Origin of the sequence: Aquimarina aggregata (genome assembly GCF_001632745.1) — a bacterium.
Classification (GTDB): Bacteria; Bacteroidota; Bacteroidia; order Flavobacteriales; family Flavobacteriaceae; genus Aquimarina; species Aquimarina aggregata.
Map to the genome: position 1 here is coordinate 209,793 of NZ_LQRT01000003.1, position 25,125 is coordinate 234,917.

General features: G+C 31.6%; 24 protein-coding genes. 16 read left to right on the forward strand and 8 right to left on the reverse strand.

Features of this window, described 5'->3' with window-relative positions; translation table 11 throughout:
• The first annotated feature begins 20 nt into the window (after positions 1–20).
• Positions 21–260: a CDGSH iron-sulfur domain-containing protein gene (locus AWE51_RS06920; RefSeq protein WP_066311418.1), complete on the forward strand. Its 240-nt coding sequence runs from the start codon at positions 21–23 to the stop codon at positions 258–260.
• Between the two features lie 90 nt (positions 261–350).
• Here AWE51_RS06920 and AWE51_RS06925 read toward each other — a convergent pair whose 3' ends face one another.
• From AWE51_RS06925 to AWE51_RS06940, 4 genes are all read right to left on the reverse strand, one after another.
• Entirely contained in the window at positions 351–908 is a 558-nt protein-coding gene (locus tag AWE51_RS06925) for a DUF3575 domain-containing protein (protein ID WP_066311419.1), read from the reverse strand.
• Between the two features lie 149 nt (positions 909–1,057).
• The gene (locus AWE51_RS06930) at positions 1,058–2,374 is read right to left on the reverse strand and encodes a serine hydrolase domain-containing protein (RefSeq protein WP_066311421.1); all 1,317 of its coding nucleotides are present in this window, start codon (positions 2,372–2,374) and stop codon (positions 1,058–1,060) included.
• A gap of 12 nt (positions 2,375–2,386) precedes the next feature.
• Positions 2,387–3,274 carry a TlpA family protein disulfide reductase gene (locus AWE51_RS06935; RefSeq protein ID WP_066311423.1) on the reverse strand — a complete coding sequence of 296 codons (888 nt, stop codon included), beginning with the start codon at positions 3,272–3,274 and terminating at the stop codon, positions 2,387–2,389.
• Between the two features lie 113 nt (positions 3,275–3,387).
• On the reverse strand, positions 3,388–3,813 hold the full coding sequence (locus tag AWE51_RS06940; RefSeq protein WP_066311425.1) for a MotA/TolQ/ExbB proton channel family protein: 426 nt from the start codon (positions 3,811–3,813) through the stop codon (positions 3,388–3,390).
• A 175-nt stretch (positions 3,814–3,988) separates the two neighbouring features.
• Between AWE51_RS06940 and AWE51_RS06945 the strand changes: the two genes are divergently transcribed.
• On the forward strand, positions 3,989–5,104 hold the full coding sequence (locus AWE51_RS06945) for a sensor histidine kinase (protein WP_232517352.1): 1,116 nt from the start codon (positions 3,989–3,991) through the stop codon (positions 5,102–5,104).
• The gene (locus tag AWE51_RS06950; protein WP_066311427.1) at positions 5,097–5,807 is read left to right on the forward strand and encodes a LytR/AlgR family response regulator transcription factor; all 711 of its coding nucleotides are present in this window, start codon (positions 5,097–5,099) and stop codon (positions 5,805–5,807) included. Before AWE51_RS06945 ends, AWE51_RS06950 begins: the two co-directional genes overlap by 8 nt.
• Before the next feature lie 159 nt (positions 5,808–5,966).
• Here AWE51_RS06950 and mgrA read toward each other — a convergent pair whose 3' ends face one another.
• Both mgrA and lpdA read right to left on the reverse strand, forming a co-directional pair.
• Positions 5,967–6,980: an L-glyceraldehyde 3-phosphate reductase gene (mgrA, locus tag AWE51_RS06955; protein ID WP_066311429.1), complete on the reverse strand. Its 1,014-nt coding sequence runs from the start codon at positions 6,978–6,980 to the stop codon at positions 5,967–5,969.
• Between the two features lie 139 nt (positions 6,981–7,119).
• On the reverse strand, positions 7,120–8,526 hold the full coding sequence (gene lpdA, locus AWE51_RS06960; RefSeq protein ID WP_066311431.1) for a dihydrolipoyl dehydrogenase: 1,407 nt from the start codon (positions 8,524–8,526) through the stop codon (positions 7,120–7,122).
• 272 nt (positions 8,527–8,798) lie between these two features.
• Here lpdA and AWE51_RS06965 point away from each other — a divergent pair, with 272 nt between their 5' ends.
• The 4 genes from AWE51_RS06965 (at position 8,799) to AWE51_RS06980 (ending at position 12,125) form a co-directional block, all read left to right on the forward strand.
• Positions 8,799–10,355, forward strand: coding sequence for a hypothetical protein (locus tag AWE51_RS06965; RefSeq protein ID WP_066311433.1), 1,557 nt, complete (start codon positions 8,799–8,801; stop codon positions 10,353–10,355).
• A 13-nt stretch (positions 10,356–10,368) separates the two neighbouring features.
• Positions 10,369–10,908 carry a GNAT family N-acetyltransferase gene (locus AWE51_RS06970; protein ID WP_066311435.1) on the forward strand — a complete coding sequence of 180 codons (540 nt, stop codon included), beginning with the start codon at positions 10,369–10,371 and terminating at the stop codon, positions 10,906–10,908.
• Positions 10,909–10,912: 4 nt separating this feature from the next.
• Positions 10,913–11,443 (forward strand): YybH family protein, encoded by a 531-nt coding sequence (locus AWE51_RS06975; protein ID WP_066311439.1) that lies wholly within the window; start codon positions 10,913–10,915, stop codon positions 11,441–11,443.
• A gap of 76 nt (positions 11,444–11,519) precedes the next feature.
• The gene (locus tag AWE51_RS06980) at positions 11,520–12,125 is read left to right on the forward strand and encodes a carboxymuconolactone decarboxylase family protein (protein ID WP_066311442.1); all 606 of its coding nucleotides are present in this window, start codon (positions 11,520–11,522) and stop codon (positions 12,123–12,125) included.
• A gap of 60 nt (positions 12,126–12,185) precedes the next feature.
• Here the strand turns inward: AWE51_RS06980 and glyA are convergent, their stop codons facing one another.
• The gene (gene glyA, locus AWE51_RS06985; protein ID WP_066311447.1) at positions 12,186–13,460 is read right to left on the reverse strand and encodes a serine hydroxymethyltransferase; all 1,275 of its coding nucleotides are present in this window, start codon (positions 13,458–13,460) and stop codon (positions 12,186–12,188) included.
• A 512-nt stretch (positions 13,461–13,972) separates the two neighbouring features.
• Between glyA and fahA the strand changes: the two genes are divergently transcribed.
• Together fahA and AWE51_RS06995 are read left to right on the forward strand one after the other, a co-directional pair.
• Positions 13,973–15,253: a fumarylacetoacetase gene (fahA, locus tag AWE51_RS06990; RefSeq protein WP_066311448.1), complete on the forward strand. Its 1,281-nt coding sequence runs from the start codon at positions 13,973–13,975 to the stop codon at positions 15,251–15,253.
• A 108-nt stretch (positions 15,254–15,361) separates the two neighbouring features.
• Positions 15,362–16,549 carry a hypothetical protein gene (locus tag AWE51_RS06995; RefSeq protein ID WP_066311450.1) on the forward strand — a complete coding sequence of 396 codons (1,188 nt, stop codon included), beginning with the start codon at positions 15,362–15,364 and terminating at the stop codon, positions 16,547–16,549.
• A 45-nt stretch (positions 16,550–16,594) separates the two neighbouring features.
• Here the strand turns inward: AWE51_RS06995 and ytxJ are convergent, their stop codons facing one another.
• On the reverse strand, positions 16,595–16,990 hold the full coding sequence (gene ytxJ, locus AWE51_RS07000; RefSeq protein ID WP_066311452.1) for a bacillithiol system redox-active protein YtxJ: 396 nt from the start codon (positions 16,988–16,990) through the stop codon (positions 16,595–16,597).
• Between the two features lie 678 nt (positions 16,991–17,668).
• Here ytxJ and clpB point away from each other — a divergent pair.
• The 7 genes from clpB (at position 17,669) to AWE51_RS07030 (ending at position 25,012) form a co-directional block, all read left to right on the forward strand.
• Positions 17,669–20,272 (forward strand): ATP-dependent chaperone ClpB, encoded by a 2,604-nt coding sequence (gene clpB, locus AWE51_RS07005; RefSeq protein ID WP_066311453.1) that lies wholly within the window; start codon positions 17,669–17,671, stop codon positions 20,270–20,272.
• A 189-nt stretch (positions 20,273–20,461) separates the two neighbouring features.
• The gene (locus tag AWE51_RS07010; RefSeq protein ID WP_066311454.1) at positions 20,462–21,103 is read left to right on the forward strand and encodes a hypothetical protein; all 642 of its coding nucleotides are present in this window, start codon (positions 20,462–20,464) and stop codon (positions 21,101–21,103) included.
• 91 nt (positions 21,104–21,194) lie between these two features.
• Positions 21,195–21,791, forward strand: a complete 597-nt coding sequence (locus tag AWE51_RS07015; RefSeq protein WP_066311471.1) for a TetR/AcrR family transcriptional regulator — start codon at positions 21,195–21,197, stop codon at positions 21,789–21,791.
• A 52-nt stretch (positions 21,792–21,843) separates the two neighbouring features.
• Positions 21,844–22,326 (forward strand): acyl-CoA thioesterase, encoded by a 483-nt coding sequence (locus tag AWE51_RS07020; RefSeq protein WP_066311473.1) that lies wholly within the window; start codon positions 21,844–21,846, stop codon positions 22,324–22,326.
• A 55-nt stretch (positions 22,327–22,381) separates the two neighbouring features.
• Complete coding sequence (locus tag AWE51_RS27115; RefSeq protein WP_255420541.1) at positions 22,382–22,507, forward strand: hypothetical protein; 126 nt, start codon at positions 22,382–22,384, stop codon at positions 22,505–22,507.
• Positions 22,508–22,561: 54 nt separating this feature from the next.
• Positions 22,562–23,062: a SixA phosphatase family protein gene (locus tag AWE51_RS07025; RefSeq protein ID WP_066311474.1), complete on the forward strand. Its 501-nt coding sequence runs from the start codon at positions 22,562–22,564 to the stop codon at positions 23,060–23,062.
• Between the two features lie 243 nt (positions 23,063–23,305).
• The gene (locus AWE51_RS07030) at positions 23,306–25,012 is read left to right on the forward strand and encodes a beta strand repeat-containing protein (protein ID WP_066311476.1); all 1,707 of its coding nucleotides are present in this window, start codon (positions 23,306–23,308) and stop codon (positions 25,010–25,012) included.
• Positions 25,013–25,125 lie beyond the last annotated feature (113 nt).

A 25,125-nucleotide genomic window follows, 5' to 3' on the forward strand; every position in this document is an offset into this window, starting at 1 on the left:
AATTATAAAAAAAGAAAACTATGGAAAATAATATTAGAGGGGGTGAAGCTCCCGTTGCTTGTCAATTAGAGGCAGATAAAAACTATGCGTGGTGTACTTGTGGTCATAGTGATAATCAACCTTTTTGTAATGGAAATCACAAAAAAGAAGGAGCTACTCCTCCTACTATTTTTAGTGTTCCAGAAGCCAAAGAAGCACATTTATGCACTTGCAAACAAACTAGTAACCCTCCCTATTGCGATGGTTCTCATAAAAATTAAGCAAAACGCTGTTCTATATAGAACAGCGTTTTAGTTTTACATTCTCTTTTAAATTACAATCACACTTTTTAAATTATCGTATTCAATATTTTACCAAGAATAACCAATAGAAATATTCAATTCAGGAATTACCGGATCCACATTACCCACTGAGGTACCTTTCTTATCTATATAGAAATATTTATTAACTTCAAATGATGTTCCGATTGTGAGTCCTTTAATAAACTTGTTAAACACCCATTGATACCCTATTTCTCCACCAAACCCTAATGCCTTAGCATCCAATTCATTTTCTCCAAATTTTTCTTTAATTGAAAAGCTTCCTCCGACCACTCCAGGTCTTAGAAAAAAACCACGAGGCCCATTTTTCTTTTTTGAAAGATAGAATTTATAACCTGCATTTAGTAAAGCAATTTCTCCTCTATAATCACCTAAAGAGTTATCAAAAGTATCCCATTCAAGACGCGTAAATGTCAATTTTAGTTCTATAGCCCCCTTTGGTTTAACCATTCTTTCATAATCAATTTTAACTGCATTAAGAGCAGCATATACTGGGTGAACTCTTACACTATTTTTTGGACCTTCTTGTGCAGTTAAATTATTTATAAGCAACATCAATATCACAATTACAAAACTTATTTTTTTCATTCTTTATCCTTTTTATGTTTTCAATGACTCTAAAACATACAGGATTCAGGATTCCCTACTTTTTTTTTCAAAAAAGATAGTCACAAAATGATTCAAAAAACAAAAAAACTCAGTAAAATCAATACTTATAAAAAGATTAAAAAATAAAATTATTCTCTCTTAAAAATTGCTTTTTTACCTCCCAATTGTAACAACATTTCATTGTTCTTTAGCAAAAATTGAATTTTCACACCAGCTTGATCAGATTTAAATTTATCTTTCTCATAAGATACAACAGGAAAAGTTGGACCATCTTTTGCACTTACAATTAAAACCGCATCTTCTTTTTTTATAGTGATTTCAAATGGGAATTCTTGGTTCTTGTAAGTTCCTAAATACGGATTTAACTCATCTGCGGTTAATTTTAATGCTGGACTAAACTTAGGGAGTTCATATTCTCGATCAAAATATATATCTAGTGCAGCTACTAAAATTTCATTTAAACTCAAAACAACACCATTTGAAAGGTAACTAATTGATAATTGCTCATCGGGCACATATAATGTCATGGATTGAAAACCATCAATTCCTCCTGAATGCCCTAAACTTTTTTTATAATCATAAGGAAACTGAACCAAACCCATACCGTAATGTCCTACTATAGTAGTCATTTCTAACAAAGATCTTTTTGACACTAGCTTTCCGGCAAATAAATTATGATAAAAAATTGTCAAATCTCGAGGGGATGCTACAATTGCTCCGGCTCCAATAGGCACAGTCATATCTGTCTCGGGCTGTATTTGCCAATTAGAGTTCATAACATATGAGTATGCTTCATTTTTTTTCGGGTTTATTTTGCCTCCATAATATGTATTTTTCAAATTACATGGCACTATTATTTTAGAATGTAACACTTCTTGATATGTTTTACCTTCTAAATCCTCAAGTATATAAGACAACAATAGATAATTGGTATTAGAATACTTAGCATCTTGATCAGGCTCAAATTGAGGTTTACTTTTTATTACTCTAGCCATCATTTGCGCTCTTGTTTGCGGTATCATCATCCATGTTCTAAAATCTTTATCTTCTGTAAGATTGTATATCCCACTACGATGTCTTAAAAGATGTTCTACAGTAATTTTATGAGCATTGGGTACATCAGGAAAAAAGTCACTTAATAACGTTTCTAATTTTAGTTTCTTCTCTTCAACCAACTGCATAATTAAAGTAGCAGTAAACGTTTTGGTTATTGATCCAATTCTATATTTAGTGTTGGATCCAGACTTTATTTTGGTATCAAAATCAATATATCCTATTGTATTTTTATATATTTCTTTTCCATCTTTAGAAATTGAGATACTTCCCATTCCTTTTTTTTTACTATCGATCAATGAGAAAAGACTATCTAACTTAACCTTATCAAAAGACTGTGCATTTAAATTACAGCCTATTAAAAAAGCGATAATGAATCTATTTAGTTTCATAATATTTTAGTTTTATTTTTGAACTGATAATTTTTTAAGTGCTTTTTGCGCTTGTTCAAATGATTCATACTCTTTATATATCCCATCAGGATTTACAATGTAATGCATTGGGATTGCACTAATTTGCAATAACCTTCTTGTGAGTTTTTCTTTTTTAGAAATCAGCTGTATCCCCATTGGTTTTTTTCCTTTAATAAACTGTTTCCATTTATCGATATCAGAATCAAAAGAAATATCTATGAATTTGATTTCAGTGTTTTTGTATAGCTCTTTTTTCAGTTTTTCTAATTCTGGTTTTTCTTGCATACAAGGTGGACACCAGGTAGCCCAAAAGGTTATTAAATATGTATCATCTTTTATGTTTTTTAAATCGAATTCGGTCCCCTCTTCATCATAAACAATATGATTGGGAAAAGTCAATACTTTATCCTTATCAAAATTCCATAAAACATTTGCATTAGTTAATTTTCCTTGATCATCAAATTCAGAATCTGCCCTTAGTAGTATTAGAGGCTGTGAGAACAAAAAGAAAAAGAAAATACCTAAAATCACTAGACTTGATAGTACCTTGTGAGTTTTTCTAATACTATTTCTTGTCAACATAAGAACAAGAATTCCTATTAAGAGTAAAACAAAAATAAAGGGCACATAAAAAAAACTAAACAAATCAAAAATGCAAAAAGGCACAAAAAGAAGTGGTAAAAATTTAATCGGGGTATTTTTATTAAGTATACCGCCGCAAAACGTTGCTATTGCCCCGATAAAAATAGGAATCCATTTCAACAAATTAGATTGATAAATATCTAACGGGTTAAGAAACAAGAAGAAATAGAAACCTAATGCCATTATTGCAATAGCCGTTAGTATTCCTAAAACTATTTTTAAGATTATTTTTTTCATATGGTTTCTAATAAATTACAGTAGAGAAACTCTTACATAAGAGGTTACTTTTTAATCTACAACAGATAAAAAACAATAGTATACTACAATAAACTTGAGCAAAACTTGGAAAGCTATTTCTCGAGGTCTACTTCTTTTGTTATCCAAATAAAAATGGTTGTAGCCGCTCTTGAGATAACAAAAACTAAGCTCCCAAACATTGTTGGCAATGCAGATATTTTTAATCCTCCTGCTAGTCTTGCTGTAGAAATCTCTCCTAACATTTCGATCTTATCAAAAGCGTCTACTAAACCTATTAACTGACCTAATATACCCCACACTAAAATCATAAGACCAAGAGAATTAATCAACTTAATATATTTATAAGAAGGAGCGCCTTCTTTTTTTAGAATAAGTACCTTTTTTAGGATTAAGAAGAATATTAAAAAAAGTGTTACTAAGATAGGAAACATAAAAAACATTCCTCCTTCCTGCATTCTTTTATAAATTACAGAAAAATAAGTTTGATTTTCTTGAATTATAGAGAACAATAACATCATATTTAAGTAAATTTTGGATTAAACTTTTCCAAAACTAATAAGTTGAATTTCTCCAAAAATATTTTTGCGTCTACTGACCAAAACAACATGGGTTTATACAGAATTAAGATAATGTATCTCTAAAGTTAATCGAATTCTGTTAAACACAGCTTTAAAATAGTTATTAGTCTCAAAAATGTATTTCAAAAATAAAAAATGCGGATATTGTATAGCTATTATGATCTCCAAAGAATTTATACTTAAAAAGATTGTTCAATTATTGTTACACGCTATTTTCTGGATAGCTGTTCTATTTTGTTATACATACTTTTTTGGATATCATACAGAGAATATTAATTATGTTTTCTCTTTCTCTCTCTTTTTAATGCCTGTTACAATTGGTACAACATATACTATTATTAACATTTTAATTCCGAAGTACTTATTAGAAGAAAAATACCTTCTCTTCATTTTATATTGTATTTATACCATTATTATTTCGGCCTTCTTTGTTGTTATTTCATTTTTTTACGGATTAATATTTTTAACGGGAACAAAAATTGGAGATATGGCTCCAATGACCAGAAGTCCTTTATTTTTATTCATAGCAGTATATTTTGTTGTTTTTATTGCTAGTGCTTTTAGCTTAGTTAAGCATAATTACAAATCAAATTCTGACAATCAAAAACTAAAAAATAAAATTTTAGAAGCTCAGCTTAAGCTCAAAGAGCAAGAACTAAAATACCTAAAGATGCAAATTCACCCGCATTTTCTATTTAACACCTTAAATACAATGTATGGTTTTGCGCTTAAAAAGTCAGAAGAAACTCCAGAAATGATCCTTAAACTCTCAAATCTATTGGATTATTTATTATATCATGTTGATAAGCCTTTTGTTTCCTTACAAGATGAAATTAATCACATTAAAGATTATATTGCTTTAGAAGAAATGCGTTTTAATGATGTATTAGACATCACATTAAATATTCAAAATATTGATCATGCTGTACAAATTGCTCCTATGCTATTAATCCCATTTGTGGAGAATAGTTTTAAGCATGGAAGAATCCGAAATCAAAGATTATCTATTATTTTAGAATTAGAACATTACGATGGACAAGTAAAGTTTAAAATAAAGAATTCAATTTTTGATAGTCAAGAATATAACGAAACCGGTATTGGATTGGCTAATATCAAAAAAAGATTACTGTTTTTATATAAAGATAAACATACACTGCACATTACAAAAGATGAGCATTGGTATGAAGTACATCTAAATATTGACACTACAAAAGGAAAAATATATGAGTAACCAAATAACTTGTATAATAGTAGATGATGAACCTACAGCAAGAGATATTATAACAGATCATTTATCAAAAATTGATCGTATTAAGATCGTAGCAACTTGTGGTAATGCACTTGAAGCTTTTAATGCCATAAATACACAAAAAGTTGATTTGATTTTCTTAGATATCAATATGCCCGAAATATCTGGTATTTCTTTTGCCAAATCAATAAATACTAATATTAAAGTAATATTCACTACGGCTTATCGAGAATATGCTATAAAGGGTTTTGATTTACATGCAGTAGACTATCTACTAAAACCAATTTCTTTCGAGAGACTTCTTAATGCTATATCTAATTATTTCAAGGTACATCACCATTCAAAGGTAACAGAAACCAAAGAACTTCATACCAGTAATTTTATATTTGTTAGATCAGATCGTAGAATGAAAAAAATTGAATTCTCAGAAATTATTTATTTAGAAAGTTACAGCGACTATATAAAAATACACTCTAAATCCGAAACTATAGTGACCCGCGAAACGATAAGTGCTATCGAATCAAAATTACCTCAACGACTATTTATGAGAACACACAGATCTTACATCATTGCTATCTCTAAAATTGATTCTTTTTCTAATGAAGAAATTGTAGTACAAAATACCTCTATTCCTATAAGCAGAAACTATAAGGCAGAGGTATTAAGACGTCTTGAAAGCATGTAACTCGAAAATCTCTCTGAATACATCGCAACATAAACTTAGTTATATTCCAATTTCAAATTGAAAAATTTGTTCTAATAATTCGAACATTTAATATCTTGATTGCGATTTATAAAATTCATTTTCGAACTACACTAAATACTGTTATTTTTTGCTATTCTTTTACTTAGAAATTTCATCAATCAATCTTAACTCTTCTTCAGAAAATTCTAAGTATTCTAAAGATTTTACATTTTCCTTTAATTGGTCGGCAGAACTTGCTCCTATAAGAACAGAGCTAATTTGAGGCTGTCTAAGAATCCAGGCAATTGCCATTTGCGATAGTTTCTGATTTCTTTTGTTTGCGATAGTTGCCAAACGTTGTATTTTAGAAATATGAGTATTAAGGTTTTCTTTGTCCAGATAAGTAAAACTCTTTGCTGCTCTAGAGTCTTCGGGAATTCCGTTAAGATATTTATCTGTAAGCATTCCTTGTGCTAATGGGGAGAATGCAATACATCCTACTCCTTCTTGTTCTAAGGTATCCAATAAACCTCTTTCTACTCCACGCTCAAAAATTGAATATTTAGCTTGATGCAAAATAAAAGGAACCTTTAACTCTTTTAATAAGCTAGCTGCCATCGCTGTTTCTTTAGGCTCATAATTTGAAATTCCGACATATAATGCTTTTCCCTGTCGAACTATATCTGCTAAAGCAATCATTGTCTCTTCTAATGGTGTTTCAGGATCTGGTCTATGATGATAAAAAATATCGACATAATCTAATCCCATACGATTAAGACTTTGATCAATACTTGCCATTAAGTATTTTCGAGACCCTAAGTTTCCATAAGGTCCAGGCCACATATCATAGCCTGCTTTGGTAGCAATAAAAAGTTCATCTCGATAGCTTCTAAAATCTTTCTTAAAAAGTATACCAAAATTTTCTTCAGCAGAACCATAAGGTGGTCCATAATTATTAGCAAGATCAAAATGAGTAATACCAAGGTCAAAAGCACACCTAAGAATTTCTCTGGCATTATGTATATGATCAACAAACCCAAAATTGTGCCACAATCCAAGAGATATTGCAGGTAAAAGTGCTCCACTCTTTCCGCATCTATTATATTTCATTGTCTCGTATCTACTCGAAAGAGCCTGATAGTCTTGCACTCCGGTTTTATCATTAATCTGCATTGTAGTATATTTTTAATAGAGCTAATATATAGATAAGTTAGTTTTATAATTCATAAAGAAAAAATAAAAAAAGCCAATCTATATAGAATGGCTTTTTTTATTTTATTGATTTAAAATACTTTTTTAAATCAAAATGATATTATACATGTAACGCTCTATTGTCTGTAGCGGCTAATGCTGCTTCTTTAATAGCTTCTGTAAACGTTGGATGGGCGTGAGACATTCTAGAGATATCTTCTGCAGAGGCTCTAAACTCCATAGCAGTTACAGCTTCGGCGATCAAGTCTGCACAACGTGCTCCAATCATATGAACACCAAGAACTTCATCTGTAGTTTCGTCTGCTAATATTTTCACAAATCCATCTAAATCTGCACTGGCTCTAGCTCTTCCCAAAGCTCTAAACGGAAATTGTCCTGATTTGTATTTTACACCTGCTTCTTTTAATTCTTCTTCTGTTTTACCAACAGCAGCCACTTCTGGCCAAGTATACACTACTCCAGGAATTAAGTTATAATCAATATGTGGTTTTTGACCCGCTAAAACTTCTGCTACAAAAGTACCTTCTTCTTCTGCTTTGTGAGCTAACATTGCACCCTTTATAACATCTCCGATGGCATAAATATTAGAAGTACTTGTTTGTAAATGATCATTTACCTCAACCTGTCCTTTATCATTAAGTTTCACTCCTGCAGCTTCTGCATTTAATCCATCGGTATATGGTCGTCTTCCTACAGAAACTAGACAATAATCTCCTTTAAACTCTACCGGGTTACCTTTTTTATCATCAGCAGTAATTGTTACTTGCTTAGCAGTTGCTTTAACTGCAGTAACTTTATGAGAAGTATAAAATTTCACTCCTTGCTTTTTCAGTACTTTTTGTAGTTCTCTAGATAATGCTTTATCCATTCCCGGAATAATTCTATCCATATATTCTACAACAGAAACTTCAGCACCTAGTCTACGATATACCTGACCTAATTCAAGACCTATTACACCACCACCGATAATAACAAGATGTTTTGGAACCTCTTTTAACTTTAAGGCCTCGGTAGAAGTAATTACTCTTTTCTTATCTAGTTTTATAAATGGTAATGTAGATGGCTTAGATCCTGTAGCAATGATACTGTGTTTTGCTTCAACTGTTTCTACAGTACCATCAGCTTTGGTAACGTTAATATGTGTAGCATCTTTAAAAGCTCCAACACCTTCAAAAACGTCTATTTTATTTTTTTTCATCAAAAACTCTACTCCACCTGTAGTCTGATCAACAACTGCTTGTTTTCGTGCAATCATTTTTTCAAGATTGATTTTTACATCTCCGGGAATTTCAATTCCGTGATCAGCAAAATGCTTTACAGCATGTTCATAATGGTGAGAAGAATCTAATAATGCTTTACTTGGAATACAGCCTACATTAAGACAAGTTCCTCCAAGTGTTGTATATTTTTCGATTATTGCGGTTTTCATACCTAGCTGTGCGCATCGAATTGCGGCTACATATCCACCAGGTCCAGAGCCAATAACGGCTACATCGTATGTACTCATAATAGATTATTATGTTGTGCGATTAATTATGAACAAACAAAGTTAAAGCTTTCGAGCTAATAAATAATTATTGAAGAAAGAAATAATTCATGAAGTATTAAATTTTATCAAAAAGCAATATTAGTACTCCCGAAAAGTTATACATTTAGAACAAAATTAAAACCGGTAGTAAAATTTCTTTTACAAATTGTCTTCCTTTTGTTACAAAGACATCTTTTCTTAAAATTAAGAATTGAGGTTTCAACGTAAAAGATTGAAATTAAAAATAAAGTATGCGCTATCTATCTTCCCTCTTTTTACTTATACTACTAATTTTATGGGGATCTTGTCGTAATGATTTTGAATCTGGACCAAGTACCGGAAATGTACAATTTTCTACAGACACTTTATTTTTAGATACAGTTTTTACCAATATTGGTTCAAGCACATACAGTTTTAGAGTCTATAATCGCACAAATGATGATTTCACAATACCAACAATAGCACTAGAAAGAGGAGAAAGTTCTAACTACAGGCTTAATGTTGATGGTATCCCTGGTAAGTCTTTTGAGAATATTCAGGTACTTGCCAAGGATAGTATTTTTGTTTTTGTAGAAACCACAACAGATATTACAGATCAAACTACAGAAAATGAATTTCTTTATACAGATCGAATACTTTTTGATACTGGCACAAATCAACAAGATGTAGATTTAGTCACTCTTGTAAGAGATGCTATATTTTTATTCCCATCTCGTGATGCTATGACCGGAGAACTAGAATCCCTGCCTATTGGTGTTGGTGGTGATCAAGTTAGAATTGAAGGCTATGTTTTAGAAGATAACGAACTCACTTTTACAAATGAAAAGCCCTACGTGATATATGGATATGCAGCTGTTCCCGGCGGAAAAACACTTACTATTGAAGCTGGAGCAAGAGTGCATTTTCATGCCAATTCAGGAATTATTGTTGCCGAAAACGGTACACTTGAGATTAATGGAGCATTAAGTACCGATCCGGAAGTATTAGAAAACGAGGTCATTTTACAAGGTGATAGACTTGAATCTCGTTTTAGTGAAATATCTGGACAATGGGGAACTATATGGTTAACTGCAGGAAGTACAGGTCATACTATTAATCATACTACTATAAAAAATGCTACAGTAGGTATTCTTATGGACTCAAATGATGGTGGTCCTAACCCTACTCTTACCATTTCAAATACTCAAATATATAATAGTTCTAATATTGGGCTCCTGGCTCGAACCGGTAATATTCTTGGTGAAAACCTAGTAATTAATAATGCTGGACTCGTAAGCCTAAACTGCTCTCTTGGGGGTGTCTACAATTTCAACCATTGTACTTTCAACAACTACAAAAATTTCGGAAATCCTTTTAGTGATACTCCTGCTGTACTAATCGATAACTTTATTGAAATCGAAGGACAACCTTTTTCTTTGGATTTAATAGAAGCTAATTTTACGAACTGTATTATTTATGGTGACAAAAACTTTAAACTTTTATTTGCTAAAGATGATAGTAAAGCATTTAACTATAATTTTAAAAATTGCTTGATTAGATTTAATGATTTCGATAATAGTTTTGATGATAATCCGCTATATGATTTTACAAATACTAGTTTATTTGAAAATGTTATCCTTAACGAAGACCCGGACTTTAAAACCCCTTTTGAAAATATACTTAATATAGGAGATGATTCTGCAGCAAATGGCCAAGCTACTACTCCAACATCAGGAACAGATATCTTAGGAACTACAAGAAACACTTCGGCTCCTGACATTGGAGCCTATGAAAGTGTAGTTTTTGAAGAAGAAGAAGAAGGAAATTAAATTACTTTTTAAAATGCACAACTATATTTTCAAATCTACTCGTCTTGGTTTTAGAAATTGGCATCTTAACGACTTAGATACACTTGCCAAAATTAATGATGACGATGATGTTATGGAATTCTTTCCATTCAAACCTACCAAATCTGACACTGAAGATTTCATTTTTCGAATGCAAAATATGCAGCAAGAAAAAGGGTTTAGTTATTTTGCGGTTGATCTGCTTGAAAATAATGAATGTATTGGATTTATAGGTTTATGTGAACAAAATTACTTAGTAGATCCTAAACCTTTTGTGGATATCGGTTGGCGACTTAAAAAAAGTACCTGGGGTAAAGGTTATGCCACTGAAGGTGCCTTTGCCTGTCTTGATTTTGGATTTAACAAACTGGGTTTACAAACTATTTATTCTGTAGCCCCTGAAATCAACACAAAATCAGAGTCGGTTATGAAAAAAATCGGCATGGTTCAAGTTGAAGTTTTTGATCACCCTAAGCTCCTAAATGATAATCGATTAAGGAGATGTGTACTATATAAAAAAGAAAAAAATAGTTAGACTCATGATTGTTTTAAAAAATACCGCTTATCTAATCGTTTTTGTGTTTGGGATATATACCATTAATGCCCAAGAAAGTAGTATCCATGACAAAATTAATCTAGACATGTATGATAATTTTTCTAAAGCATACAAAACTTCAGATTACAATTTGTTTGCTTCAATTCATAGTAAAGAAATGATTAGAGTCTCGGGAGATGGAGGGTCAATTAAAAAAGTTGATCAATATTTAAAAGGGTATCAAAAAAGGTGGAGTGTTCCCAAAAAAAATCCTCCTTCTATAGATTTCAGATTATTAGAAAGAGTACATTCGGACTCCCTAGTCTCTGATAGAGGGATTTATAAAGTAACTTATACAAGCGAAGATAATCAAACTACATATTCTTATGGGAAGTTTCATGTAATTTTAAAACTAGAAGATGGTAATTGGAAAATAACCCTTGATTATGATTCTAATGAAAACAAAAGTATTACTAAAACTAGTTTTGATAATGCTTTTGCCCTTTCTGAGTATTCCAAATACTGCAAAAACTAATTATAGAATATAGTTACACACTTTTATTACAAATAAGAGGTATAAGACGAATATTTTTTTTCAAAAAAAAGTAAAAATGAGTTGGATTAAAGAGATATCCTATGCAGAAGCCTCGGGTAGATTAAAAAAAATCTATGATCGTGTAAAAGGTCCCAATAACACCATTGACAATGTGTTATCCGTTCATAGCTTGAGACCACACACCCTTATAGGGCATATGGGATTATATAAAAATGTACTTCATAATGCTAATAACACATTACCAAAGTGGTATTTAGAAACTCTAGGAGTTTATGTTAGTTATCTTAATAAATGTGACTACTGCGTAGAACATCACAGTGCGGGATTGAAACGCTTACTTAATGATGATGCTAAATTTAACGATATTATTTCCTGTCTTATTAGCGATAATGTTAAAATCTATTTTAAAAATAAACACCTAGCTGGATTGCATTATGCAAAACAATTAACATTATCTCACCATACTATTAGTGAAGCTGATATACGTACCTTAAGAATACAAAATTTATCTGACGGAGAAATATTGGAAATCAACCAAGTAGTAAGTTATTTTAATTATGTTAATAGAACCGTCGTAGGACTTGGAGTAAATACCGAAGGTGATATTATAGGACTATCACCAAACGATAATGATGATCCAGAAAATTGGGGGCATTCTTAAAAACAAAACACGCATAAACTAAAATTTATGCGTGCTCTTATAATTTATATGAAATTCGATTTATGCTATAAATAATGGTTTATCGGCCATCATAGCATTTACATCGTCAGCAATACCATGAAGAGCTTCTTCGTTTTCTATATTCGCAATAACCTTGTCGATAAGTTCTACAATAGCTTTCATATCATCTTCTTTCAATCCCCTTGTTGTTACTGCGGATACACCTATTCGGATACCAGAAGTTACAAATGGAGATTTATCATCAAAAGGAACCATATTTTTGTTTACTGTAATTTCTGCCAAACCTAATGCTTCTTCTGCTTGTTTTCCGGTAACACCTTTATTACGAAGATCAATTAACATCATATGATTATCTGTTCCACCAGAAATCACTTCATATCCTTTATTCACAAACGCTTCTGCCATGACAGCTGCATTTTTCTTTACTTGCACAATATAATGCAAGAAATCATCAGTAAGTGCTTCTCCAAACGCTATGGCTTTTGCAGCAATAATATGCTCTAGAGGTCCTCCTTGATTACCAGGAAAAACTGCACTATCTAATAAAGATGACATCATTCGTTTCTTACCACTTTTAAGAGTAATTCCAAAAGGGTTTTCAAAATCAGTCCCCATCAAAATCAGCCCACCTCTTGGGCCTCTTAACGTCTTGTGAGTTGTAGTAGTTACTACATGACAATGTGGTACTGGATCAGAAATTACTCCTTTAGCTATTAAACCAGCTGGATGTGCAATATCTGCCATAAGAATAGCACCAACACTATCGGCTATTTCTCTAAATCTTTTATAATCTATCTCTCTAGAATACGCAGAAGCACCCGCAATAATTAATTGTGGTTTTTCTTCTGTTGCTATTTCTTGTATTTTATCATAGTTTAATCTTCCTGTCTCCTTCTCTACTCCATAAAAAACTGGATTGTACAATTTACCTGAAAAATTAACCGGAGAACCATGTGTTAAATGCCCACCGTGTGATAGGTCAAATCCCAATATTTTATCTCCTGGTTTGAGGCAAGCGTGATATACGGCTGTATTTGCTTGTGATCCAGAATGAGGCTGTACATTAGCATAATCAGCTCCAAATAATTCTTTTGCTCTATCAATAGCGATTTGTTCTACAACGTCTACTACCGCGCAGCCTCCGTAGTATCTTTTCCCAGGATACCCTTCAGCATATTTATTAGTTAATACTGACCCTGCTGCTTCCATTACTTGTTCACTTACAAAGTTCTCTGAAGCAATAAGTTCTAACCCATTGATTTGACGTTCCCTTTCGTCCTGGATTAAATCAAAAATTTGTTCGTCGCGTTGCATGTATTCTTAGTTTGTTAATAAAGTTGCAAAAATAGGAAATAGATTCCTTAAATCAGCTTAAACAATCCCTAATAAATATGAACAACTTGTTCACATTTTGATTATATCTAATCATCTATTTCATAGGCTTATATATCTTTTGTTTACTCTAATAATGTATTTACATCTTTAAAACCTCAAATACTCCTAGAACACTGGTAAAAATAATCTCCAAGATTATTAAACCTTATCCAAACAGATGTATAACCTTATCTTATCATTATTTTAAGTATTTTTCACATAATTAAAAACTTTTAACCGCTCGAAAATTATATATTTGATCATGAAATTGAAGTACTTTTTAAGTTTTTACTTTTCAACAAAAATTCGATAAATATGGCTTTTTTGTAGATTGTAGCAACATCTTGTCAAACAAAAGAGTCTTTTTTTTAAACTTTACCTAATCAGATAGGTAATCAAAAGAAAAACTTTTAATACCTTCAACAATATAACAACTTAATAAAAATATTATAATGCCCATAACCGCAAATTATCCTAATAGAAAAACGTGGATTGAAATCTCATCAAATACAGATTTTCCTTTACAAAATATTCCTTTCGGTGTATTTCTTACCAGAGATGATATTATTACTATAGGAACTCGAATTGGCGATACTGCTATTGATTTAGGAGCGCTTCATCAATTAGGGTATTTTGAAGGAATTCCTCTAACTGATGATATATTCTTACAAGATTCTTTGAACGATTTTATTTCTGACGGAAAAAAAACATGGAGACTGGTTCGAAATAGAATTGCAGATATTTTTGATGCTGAAAATAATACGTTAAAAAATAATGAGAAGCATAGAAAAGAAGTACTATTTTCTCTAGATGAAATAGAAATGCAACTTCCAGTTAGTGTTGGTGACTACACTGATTTTTACAGTAGTATCGAACATGCAACCAATGTTGGTGTAATGTTTAGAGGTAAAGAAAATGCGCTAATGCCTAATTGGCTTCATATGCCGGTTGGATATCATGGTAGAAGTAGTTCTATTATTCCTTCAGGAATACCTATACATCGTCCACAGGGGCAAAAATTAACTAATGGAGATACAGAACCTATTTTTGGCCCTTCTAGACTAGTAGATTTTGAACTAGAAATGGCATTTATAACTACCGATGCTAATCACTTGGGTGAACAAATCCCTATCGACGAAGCTGAAGATTATATTTTTGGTATGGTCTTATTTAACGATTGGAGTGCTCGTGATATACAAAAATGGGAATATGTTCCTCTTGGACCTTTCTTAGGAAAAAACTTTGCATCATCTATATCCCCATGGATAGTTACATTAGATGCTTTAGAACCCTATAGAACTAAAGGACCTAAACCATTAAAAAAACAACTTCCTTACCTTCAATATAAAGGTGAAAAGAGTTTTGACATCAAACTTGAAGTTTCTATACAACCTGAAAATGCAAAAGAAACAATAGTTTCTAAAAGCAATTTTAAGCACATGTATTGGAACATGGCCCAGCAACTCGCTCATCATACGGTAAATGGATGTCCTGTTAACTCTGGGGATATGATGGGAAGCGGTACTTTATCAGGCCCAACTCCTGATTCTTATGGATCAATGTTAGAATTAAGTTGGAGAGGTGAAAAACCAGTTCAACTTAATGAAGGTGGCAGCCGAAAATTTATTGAAGATAATGATACGGTTATTATAAGAGGGTATTGTGAAAAAGAAGGAACACGAATTGGTTTTGGAGAAGTATCTACAAAATTACTACCCGTATTTAAAAAATAAAACCTTTATAAACCCTTATAAAACCTCGAAAATTATAATTTCGAGGTTTTTTTATTATCTTTTTGGCATTAAAGTTGTCTATGTTACCCAAATTCAAATATTATCAACATGAAAAAACTACTACTATTACTTATTGTATCTGCTACCCTTGCTTCGTGTAGTAGTGTAAAACAAACCGAAAAAGCACTTAATACAGGAAACTATGATCAAGCCATAGGTATCGCCTTAAACAAACTTAGAACCAATAAAGAAAAAAAAGGAAAACAACCTTATATTCTTATGTTGGAAGAAGCGTATGCTAAAGTTGTTGACCGTGATAAAAATGCTGTAGTGTATTTAGAAAAAGAAGGTAATCCTGCTAATTTAGAACGAATGTACAATACCTATGTAGCTCTAAAAAATAGGCAAGAACGCATAAAACCATTATTACCATTATATCTTGTTGAACAAGGTCGTAATGCCAACTTTGCAATGGATAATTATGATCAAAAAATAATTGCCACAAAAGACAAACTTTCTAAATACTTATATGATAACGCAAAAGGATTATTATCGTCTGCTAATAAAAAATCTGATTATAGAGCAGTTTATGAAAACCTCATTTATCTTAACAAAATCACACCGGGTTATAAAAACACAACTGATTTAATAGAGGAGGCACATTTTAAAGGAACTGATTTTGTTAGGGTAAATATGAAAAATAAAACCAATGTTATTATTCCTAAACGTTTAGAAGGTGACCTACTAAACTTTGGTACATATGGGCTTGATGACCTTTGGACCGTTTACCATAGTCAACCTCAAAAAACGATTAAATATGACTATGCCATGGAGGTTACTCTAAGGGAAATCAACATTTCACCAGAAAAAATTAGAGAACGCCAGTTAGAACGTGAAAAATTGGTTAAAGACGGATGGAAATATTTAGTTGATGACGAAGGAGAGTTTGTAAAAGATGATGAAGGCAATAAAATAAAAGTAGATAAGATGACAAAGGTGCGTTGCGAGTATTATGAATTTACTCAATTTAAAGCAACTAATGTTGTTGGTAACGTGCAATATAAAAATCTAAGAACAAAACAACTATTAGATGCTTTTCCTATAGCTAGTGAATATGTTTTCGAACATATTTATGCAAAATTTAATGGAGATAAACGAGCACTTGAAGATGATTTAGTTCGTTATTTGGGATTACAAGCTGTCCAATTCCCTACCAATGAACAAATGGTATATGATTCTGGAGAAGGACTTAAAAATAAATTAAAAAGTATTATTACAAGTTACCGTTTTCAATAAAACGAATAAATCTCCCATATTTGTAAATATGGGAGATTTATTTTCTTATACGTATTGATGTAAAACCTGAGGAGTAATCATACTATGTGAAGAATGATGTACTGCTACTCCGTTTCGTATTACGATAAATTGCGGAGACTCATGAAAAACCTGAAATTTTGCAGATATTTCATCAGAAATATTTCTATGATTTAACAAATCCAGATAATAAAGATCTACCTCATCTGCAGTTAAATCAAAACTACTTTCAAAATTACGAATCACCATCCTACTAATACCGCAACGGGTCGAATGTTTAAATATCGCTTGAGTTTTTGTTTTCGATGCTTTTGTTATTGTATTCAATTGGTCAATAGTCTTAAGCTCTTGCCAAGGTAATGGTTGTTTTTCTTCTTTTGGTTCTTTTCCTTCTGATCCAAAAAGTTTATTAAATATTCCCATATAATTTTAGTTTCTTCCCAAATGTAGTATAAAAAGTATCTCTAATTCCTGTATTCAGTCTGCCAAAAATACTAAAACTTACATTCAAAAAAATCTACCAGACATATCTTATTTAATAATTTTTCAAATAAATTCATAGTGCCATTAAACAAAGTAGAAAGAAAGACTCTAATACTTAAATATTTCTTTAAATCTCTATGGCAATTTATACGATTTTAAATTAACTCCAAATCCGGCTGATCTAGATTCAGTATACCATACATTGTGAACAACGAAAAATTTTGATTTATCTAAGCTAGATGTTTCACTTACAAACCTTTTCTTTTTAACCTCAAAAACGATATTGATTCACGAGTGACCTAAAGATAAAAATCAATAATGCACAATACAGAATTAGTCTTTTTTTAATAGTATTTGAGATTCAAAACTTTTAATTTTACAATGGATTTTGAGGTAGTACTATATAACTTACCCAACACATAATAATCATTTTTAAGTTGTATTACAACACTCTTAAAATGCTACTCTTTGGTATTCAAATGATTTTAAAAAAAAGGAATCAATATCAAAAAAATGTCAAAATGACTTGAAAATACTTTAAAAACAAGTCAATATGACATGTTTTTAAAACAGGAATACTATTTGTTTTTCTTGAAACATATTCAAAAACAGACAACTATGAATTTTAATAATTTCACTATAAAATCACAGGAAGCCATCCAACAAGCCCAACAGCTTGCACAGGGATTTGGGCATCAGCAAATAGAAAACGAACACATTTTTAAAGCTATTTTTAATGTAGATGAAAATGTTCTTCCCTTTTTATTGAAAAAATTAAATGTCAATATTACGTTATTACAACAAGTTCTTGACAGCACTCTCGAAAGTTTCCCTAAAGTTACTGGAGGTGATATTCAACTATCTCGTGAAGCAGGAAAATCACTAAATGAGTCTAGCATTATTGCAAAAAAAATGAATGATGACTATGTTTCTATAGAACATTTAGTTATTGCAATTTTTAAGTCTAAAAGTAAAATCTCTCAAATTTTAAAAGATCAGGGCGTTACCGAAAAACATTTAACCGAAGCGATTAACGAAATAAGAAATGGTGAACGTGTGACCTCTCAAAGTGCAGAAGAAACATATCAAGCCCTAGGTAAATATGCCAAGAATCTAAACGATATGGCAGAAAATGGGAAACTTGATCCCGTAATCGGTCGTGATGAAGAAATACGCCGAGTACTACAAATACTTTCTCGTAGAACTAAAAACAACCCTATGTTAGTTGGTGAACCTGGTGTAGGTAAAACAGCAATCGCAGAAGGACTAGCGCATAGAATAATCGCTGGAGATATTCCAGAAAACTTAAAAAACAAGCAAATATTCTCATTGGATATGGGAGCTTTGATTGCAGGAGCAAAATTTAAAGGGGAGTTTGAAGAACGCCTTAAGGCCGTTGTAAAAGAAGTAACCACTAGTGATGGGGATATTGTATTATTTATCGATGAAATCCACACTCTAGTTGGTGCTGGCGGTGGCCAAGGAGCTATGGACGCTGCTAATATTTTAAAACCTGCACTAGCCCGAGGCGAGCTGCGCGCTATTGGAGCCACTACTCTTGATGAGTACCAAAAATACTTTGAAAAGGATAAAGCCCTAGAAAGACGTTTTCAAAAAGTTATTGTTGATGAGCCTGATACCGAAAGCGCCATATCAATACTTAGAGGTATTAAAGAAAAGTATGAAACACATCATAAAGTAAGAATTAAAGATGAAGCGATAATAGCCGCTGTAGAGCTATCGCAACGTTACATTACCAACAGGTTTTTACCCGACAAAGCCATTGATTTAATGGATGAAGCTGCTTCGAAATTACGTATGGAGATCAATTCTAAACCTGAAGAATTAGACGTTCTGGATAGAAAAGTTATGCAACTAGAAATTGAAATTGAAGCCATAAAGCGTGAAAACGATGAAGTTAAATTAAGAGTTCTTAATGCAGACCTTGCCAACATCAAAGAAGAAAGAAACGAAATATTTACCAAATGGCAGAGCGAAAAAGAAGTTGTCGATGCCATACAAAATACCAAAACTGCCATCGAAGAATATAAGCTTGAAGCTGAAAAAGCAGAACGAAATGGAGATTACGGAAAAGTAGCAGAAATACGATATGGCAAGATAAAAGAAACTCAAGAAGAACTTGAGAGACTTCATTTACAATTAGAACAACAACAAAGCAATTCGTCCTTAATAAAAGAAGAAGTTACAAATGATGATATAGCCGAAGTTGTTGCAAAATGGACAGGAATTCCTGTTACCAAAATGTTACAAAGTGAACGAGAAAAATTATTAGTTTTAGAAAAAGAACTGCAAAAAAGAGTGGTCGGTCAAATCGAAGCTATCGCAGCAGTAAGTGACGCGGTTAGAAGAAGTAGAGCTGGGTTACAAGATCAAAAAAAACCGATAGGATCTTTTCTTTTTCTAGGAACTACAGGAATTGGTAAAACAGAGTTAGCAAAAGCCTTGGCAGAATATCTTTTTGATGATGAAAGCGCAATGACAAGAATAGACATGAGTGAATATCAAGAACGCCATGCAGTAAGCAGATTAGTAGGAGCACCTCCAGGCTATGTTGGATACGATGAAGGAGGTCAGTTAACAGAAGCTGTTAGAAGAAAACCATACTCTGTTGTATTGTTAGATGAAATCGAAAAAGCACATCCAGATACTTTTAATATATTACTACAAGTATTAGATGAAGGTAGGTTAACTGACAATAAAGGAAGGACTGCAGATTTCAGGAATACAATCATAATCATGACAAGCAATATCGGGAGTCATATTATACAGGATAAATTTGAAGCCATAAAAGATGTTGATACTGCAATGGAAGCCGCCAAAATTGATGTACTTGCATTATTAAAGCAATCTGTAAGACCTGAGTTCCTAAACAGAATAGACGACATTGTTATGTTTTCTCCTCTTACACAAAGAAACATTACAGAAATTGTTAAGCTTCAATTAAAAAATGTATCCAAAATGTTAGAACAGCAAAACATATCATTAGATGCTACAGACGAGGCAATTACTTTTTTATCTAAAAAAGGTTTTCAACCAGAATTTGGTGCAAGGCCTGTAAAACGAACAATACAAAAAGAAGTTCTAAATGCCTTATCTAAAGAGATTCTTTCTGGAAAAATTTCTACAGAAAGTAGTATACTACTAGATGAGTTCGATGATAATCTTGTTTTTAGAAATCAGATAGATTTAGTACCTAAATAACCAAAATCAAAGTAAAATTAAAACCTAAGTTGGCATTTAAATGTTAAATAGTATTAAATGCCAACTTTATATATTTGAATCAAATTCTTATGGATTACGGTTTTACCGTAGTTATTAACAAATTTATTCCTACAACGGTTAATAAATAAATCTAGAAAAAAAACAGCTTTTAGTTACATTGCAGGCGCAATGAAGCCAACTATAATAGCACTATTACTTCTTACAACATATACCTGCTTTGGACAAAGCAGAAAAAGTGCATTATCTGATATTAGGAACAAATATCAATTGATAAGAGAACTACTAGATTCTAATGCGCTCAGACAACATCATACAGATTATTCATGTAAAGAGACTTCAGAAGAAGGAACCCTTACCTTTTATTATAACAGTAGTGAATTAAAACATATTAGCCACAACTATACAAAAGGACATGTAAATTATAGAGATGAGTTTTACATTTGGGATGATGAATTGTTTTTCCAGTATTCAATTCATAATATCTGGTATAAAGATTATGAAAGAAATAAATCAGGCAAACTAGAAAAAGTAGATGTGACATTAACCTTAGAAGAGCGTTTTTACTTCGAAAACAATGCTATTATAAAATGTCAATTCAAAGACTATGAAAATCGAAGCAATACCCCCAAAATTATAAAAACACAACATATTAGAAACAAAAATGTAGGTTGTGATCAAGCTCAAGATGCTCTTGAAAAATTTAATACCCTACTACAGTATCAGGAAATAAATATCAAAGATGCATGTAACTTACCAAGGAGTATTACCAAAACTGAAATTATTGATATTATAAATAACAGTAGAAACTAGCACTGATTTTATCTTTAAAAAACAATAACTATATAAAATAATATACCATTTGGTATATTATTCGTATATTTGATTATCTTTTTATCTCATTATGCTTACAAAGGCCAAACAAACATCCGATTTTATCATTCAAACAGTAGCACCCATTTTTAATAAAAATGGATATGCAGCAACAAGTCTTAGTGATATTACCAAAGCTACTGGATTAACAAAAGGAGCGATTTATGGTAATTTTAAAAATAAAGAAGAATTGGCCATTGCAACATTTAATTTTACGGTAAAAAATATGCTTCGTAGAATTACCGATCACCAGTCATTGAGCAATTCACCTATAGAAAAATTATATCTTATTACAGACTTTTATAGAAATTATTATAATTACAGCCAAGAACTGGGAGGATGTCCTGTTTTAAATATGGGTGTAGATTCGAAACATCAAAACCCATCAATGTTTCAACATGTAAAGTACACGATACATAAAATCCAAAATAACGTTGCAAAACTAATAGAAGAAGGGAAACTACAAAATGAGATAAAACTGGATATAGACACTATTCTGTATTCAAAAAGACTATATACAATGATCATAGGAGCCATTTTTATGACCCATACTATAGAAGATAATAATTATTTATTGGAAACTATGGATCAAATAGATCAGATGATTCATAAAGAACTTAAAAAATAATTTTTTTACTTAAAAATATACCAATTGGTATATTATAAAAAATAAGACAAATATGAAACTTTTAAAAGTAGTAGAAACCAAAGCCAAAATAAGATTTCAAGATTGTGATCCTTTTAATCACCTGAATAATGCATCATATATAAATTATATGATCAATGCTCGTGAAGATCAAATTGAAAAATACTATGATCTGGATATTTTTAAACTCGCTAAGACAAAAGGTATCAGTTGGGTTGTTGGAACAAATCAAATAGCCTATTTAAAACCTGCATTACTAATGGAAGAAGTATGTATTGATTCTCAATTAATACGATTTTCAGAAAATCAATTACATGTAGAGATTAGAATGTGGAATCATAACAAGACAGAACTCAAAGCGGTCATGTGGAGTACTTTTGTACATTTTAATTTATTAAAGCAAAAACGTTGGAGTCATAGTCCAGAACTAATAGAATTATTCCAAAATATAGTATCACCAGTATCAGAAAACAGTTTTGAACAAAGAATTTTGCATTTTAAACCACAAAAAGTGTAACATTACCTTTTTTTTATAGTCTTATAAAAACAACCACGTAAAAAAACCTAGCCATATGAAATCTTCTGGCGACCTAGACTCTTCTAATAAGAAAAGAAGTTCCTATATATACATAGGCTTTTTTATATTGGCTATAGTCTCTATGGTAGTTGTCGTTTGGCAAATGGGAATGTTAGAGTAATTGATTTTAGTAGTAACAATTATTTTTATACATTTATAAATAGAATATTAGTCTATGAAGTCAATTACTTTTTTATCTGTTTTTTTTATTTGTATTATATCATTCGCTCAAGATCAAAAAACCAGCACTACTTACTTTCTAGTAAGACACGCTGAAAAAGACCTAAGTGATCCTAAAAATAGAAATCCTAAGCTTACAGAAGAAGGAGTTTTAAGAGCTCATAATTGGGCAAAAACACTCAAGGACACCAAAATTGACATGGTTTTTTCAACAGATTACTTCAGAACTAAAGAAACTGCTAAACCGATAGCTGACAGTCAAAATCTGGAGGTTAAACTATACGATCCCAGGAACCTATATAACGAAGATTTTCAACAACAGACCAAAGGAAAAACTGTGGTCATTGTTGGTCATAGTAACACTACTCCGACGTTCGCAAATAAAATTATCGGAAATGATAAATATGCATCTATTGATGAAAAAATATATGGAAAATTGTTTATAATTAGCATTAAAGATGATAAAATTGCAGATATCGTATTAAATATCGATTAAATTTGAAATGCTTTTTAGTCTAATTTCTTACAAATTCTTCAAAAAAAGAACATTATTCCTATATAAAACTTACGGTTATCCCTCTATTCTCACTTCTTATCGAAAATTTTAAAAAGTTTCTATCCTTTCTTTAAAAAAAGAATACCTTCCACTGCACAAAAAAACTTAGCCCCTTCTCAAATCAATACTACTCTTTCTACCTCAAAATCAAATAGTGTATTAATTCTTTTTTAAAATCAAAACATGAAAAAAGTTTTTATTGGCTGTATAGCCTTATTAAGTATGTCATTAAGTTTCGGGCAATCAGAAAAAAATAGTGTGAGTCAAAAGGGGAAAAACAATGTTGCTACAATATCCCAGTATGGTTCGCCAACGGGGCTAGACATTACACAGAATGGTAATGAAAACATCTCTGAAGTAACACAAGGATTAGAAAATAACCCGTCAAAAGAAGGTATTATATCTCAAAACCAAACAGGAAATCAAAATAACGCAATCATATTTCAACTAGGAACTGGTAATGAAACCTACCAGACACAAACAGGAGATAACAATATTGCCTCTGCTAGCCAAGATGCTTCGACATCCTTTAGCATCATAAACCAAATACAAACAGGAACAAACAATACAGCTACTGCTACTTTTGAAAACTCCTTAATTGGTGGCGCTACCATTAATCAAACTCAAAATGGAGATAATAACATTTTGGAAGCAACAAATGCAGAAAGTTTAGTTGATCAACAACAAGATGGTACAGGAAACTATGCAAATATTATTGCTTCAGGTACACTAGGTAGAATTCAACAAGTACAAGTAGGTTCTAGTAATGCTGCATTTACGTTTCAAGAAGGGACTGAAAATAGTAGTGTTCAAAATCAAAATGGCGAAGAGAACAATGCAACTATTGAGCAAAACGGTTCTAACAACGACGTTTTTCAAAGTCAAACTGGATTAAGAAATAATGCTGCTATAACTCAAAACAATAGTTCCAACAGTAATATTAATCAATCTCAAAATGGTGAGGGAAATGTGGTTAATACATTTCAATCTGCAAAATCTTCATCTGCCTCTGCAAACCAATTTGGCAACTTCAATAGTATAACTCAAAACCAAACTGGGATGGAGAATACTATAAGCACTTCTCAAGATGGTGAATTAAACAATGCCACAGTTACTCAAGATGGCAAACAAAATCAAGTATTTCAAAATCAAGGAGGAAACGCTAACGTCGCTGCTGCCCAACAAAACACTTCGGTTTTAAGCTCTATTTCTCAAAATCAAAATGGGCAAGAAAATTCTGCTACTGCAAATCAAAATCAAGGTAACGGAAATACTATTTTGCAAAACCAAAGTGGTTTAAATAATGTAACAGTTACAGAGCAGCAAGAAGGAGCAGGAAACAATGCTTTAGCAGAACAATCAGGAGAGTCTAACAGTATTAATCAGGTTCAAAATAGTGGTGCTAACAATACTTTATCTGCACTACAAGAAGGTGGCTCATCTAATGACATTAATCAAAACCAGACAGGTGAATCAAATACTAGTTTTGCTCTACAAATCAATAGCTCATCTAATACAATTCAGCAAGTACAATCTGGAGCAAATAATTTTATGGAAGCAACTCAAAACAATGGTACCTCTGATGGTATTGTACAGACTCAATTTGGTGAGAACAATGCTGCTTCTGCTTTGCAGGGAACAAATAGCTTAAACTCTATCGGAAATATTATTACGCAATCGCAAAATGGTAATAATAACAGTATGGTGAATAGTCAAGATGGTGAGTTTAACATTATCCAAAGTACTCAATTAGGGGATCAGAACATCATAAATACTTCTCAAACAGGAATAGAGAATAGTATTTTCACAACGCAAACAGGTACGTTACTATCAAATAGTATTTTGCAAAATGGCGAAAATAACACAGTGATTTTTACTCAAAAAAATTAAAATACAATTACGGTAAATTCATAGAAAAGGTTCGGAAATTATATTTCCGAACCTTTTCTATGAATTACATTATTAACTTTATCTAGAACCATTCATAACATATAAATAGATTT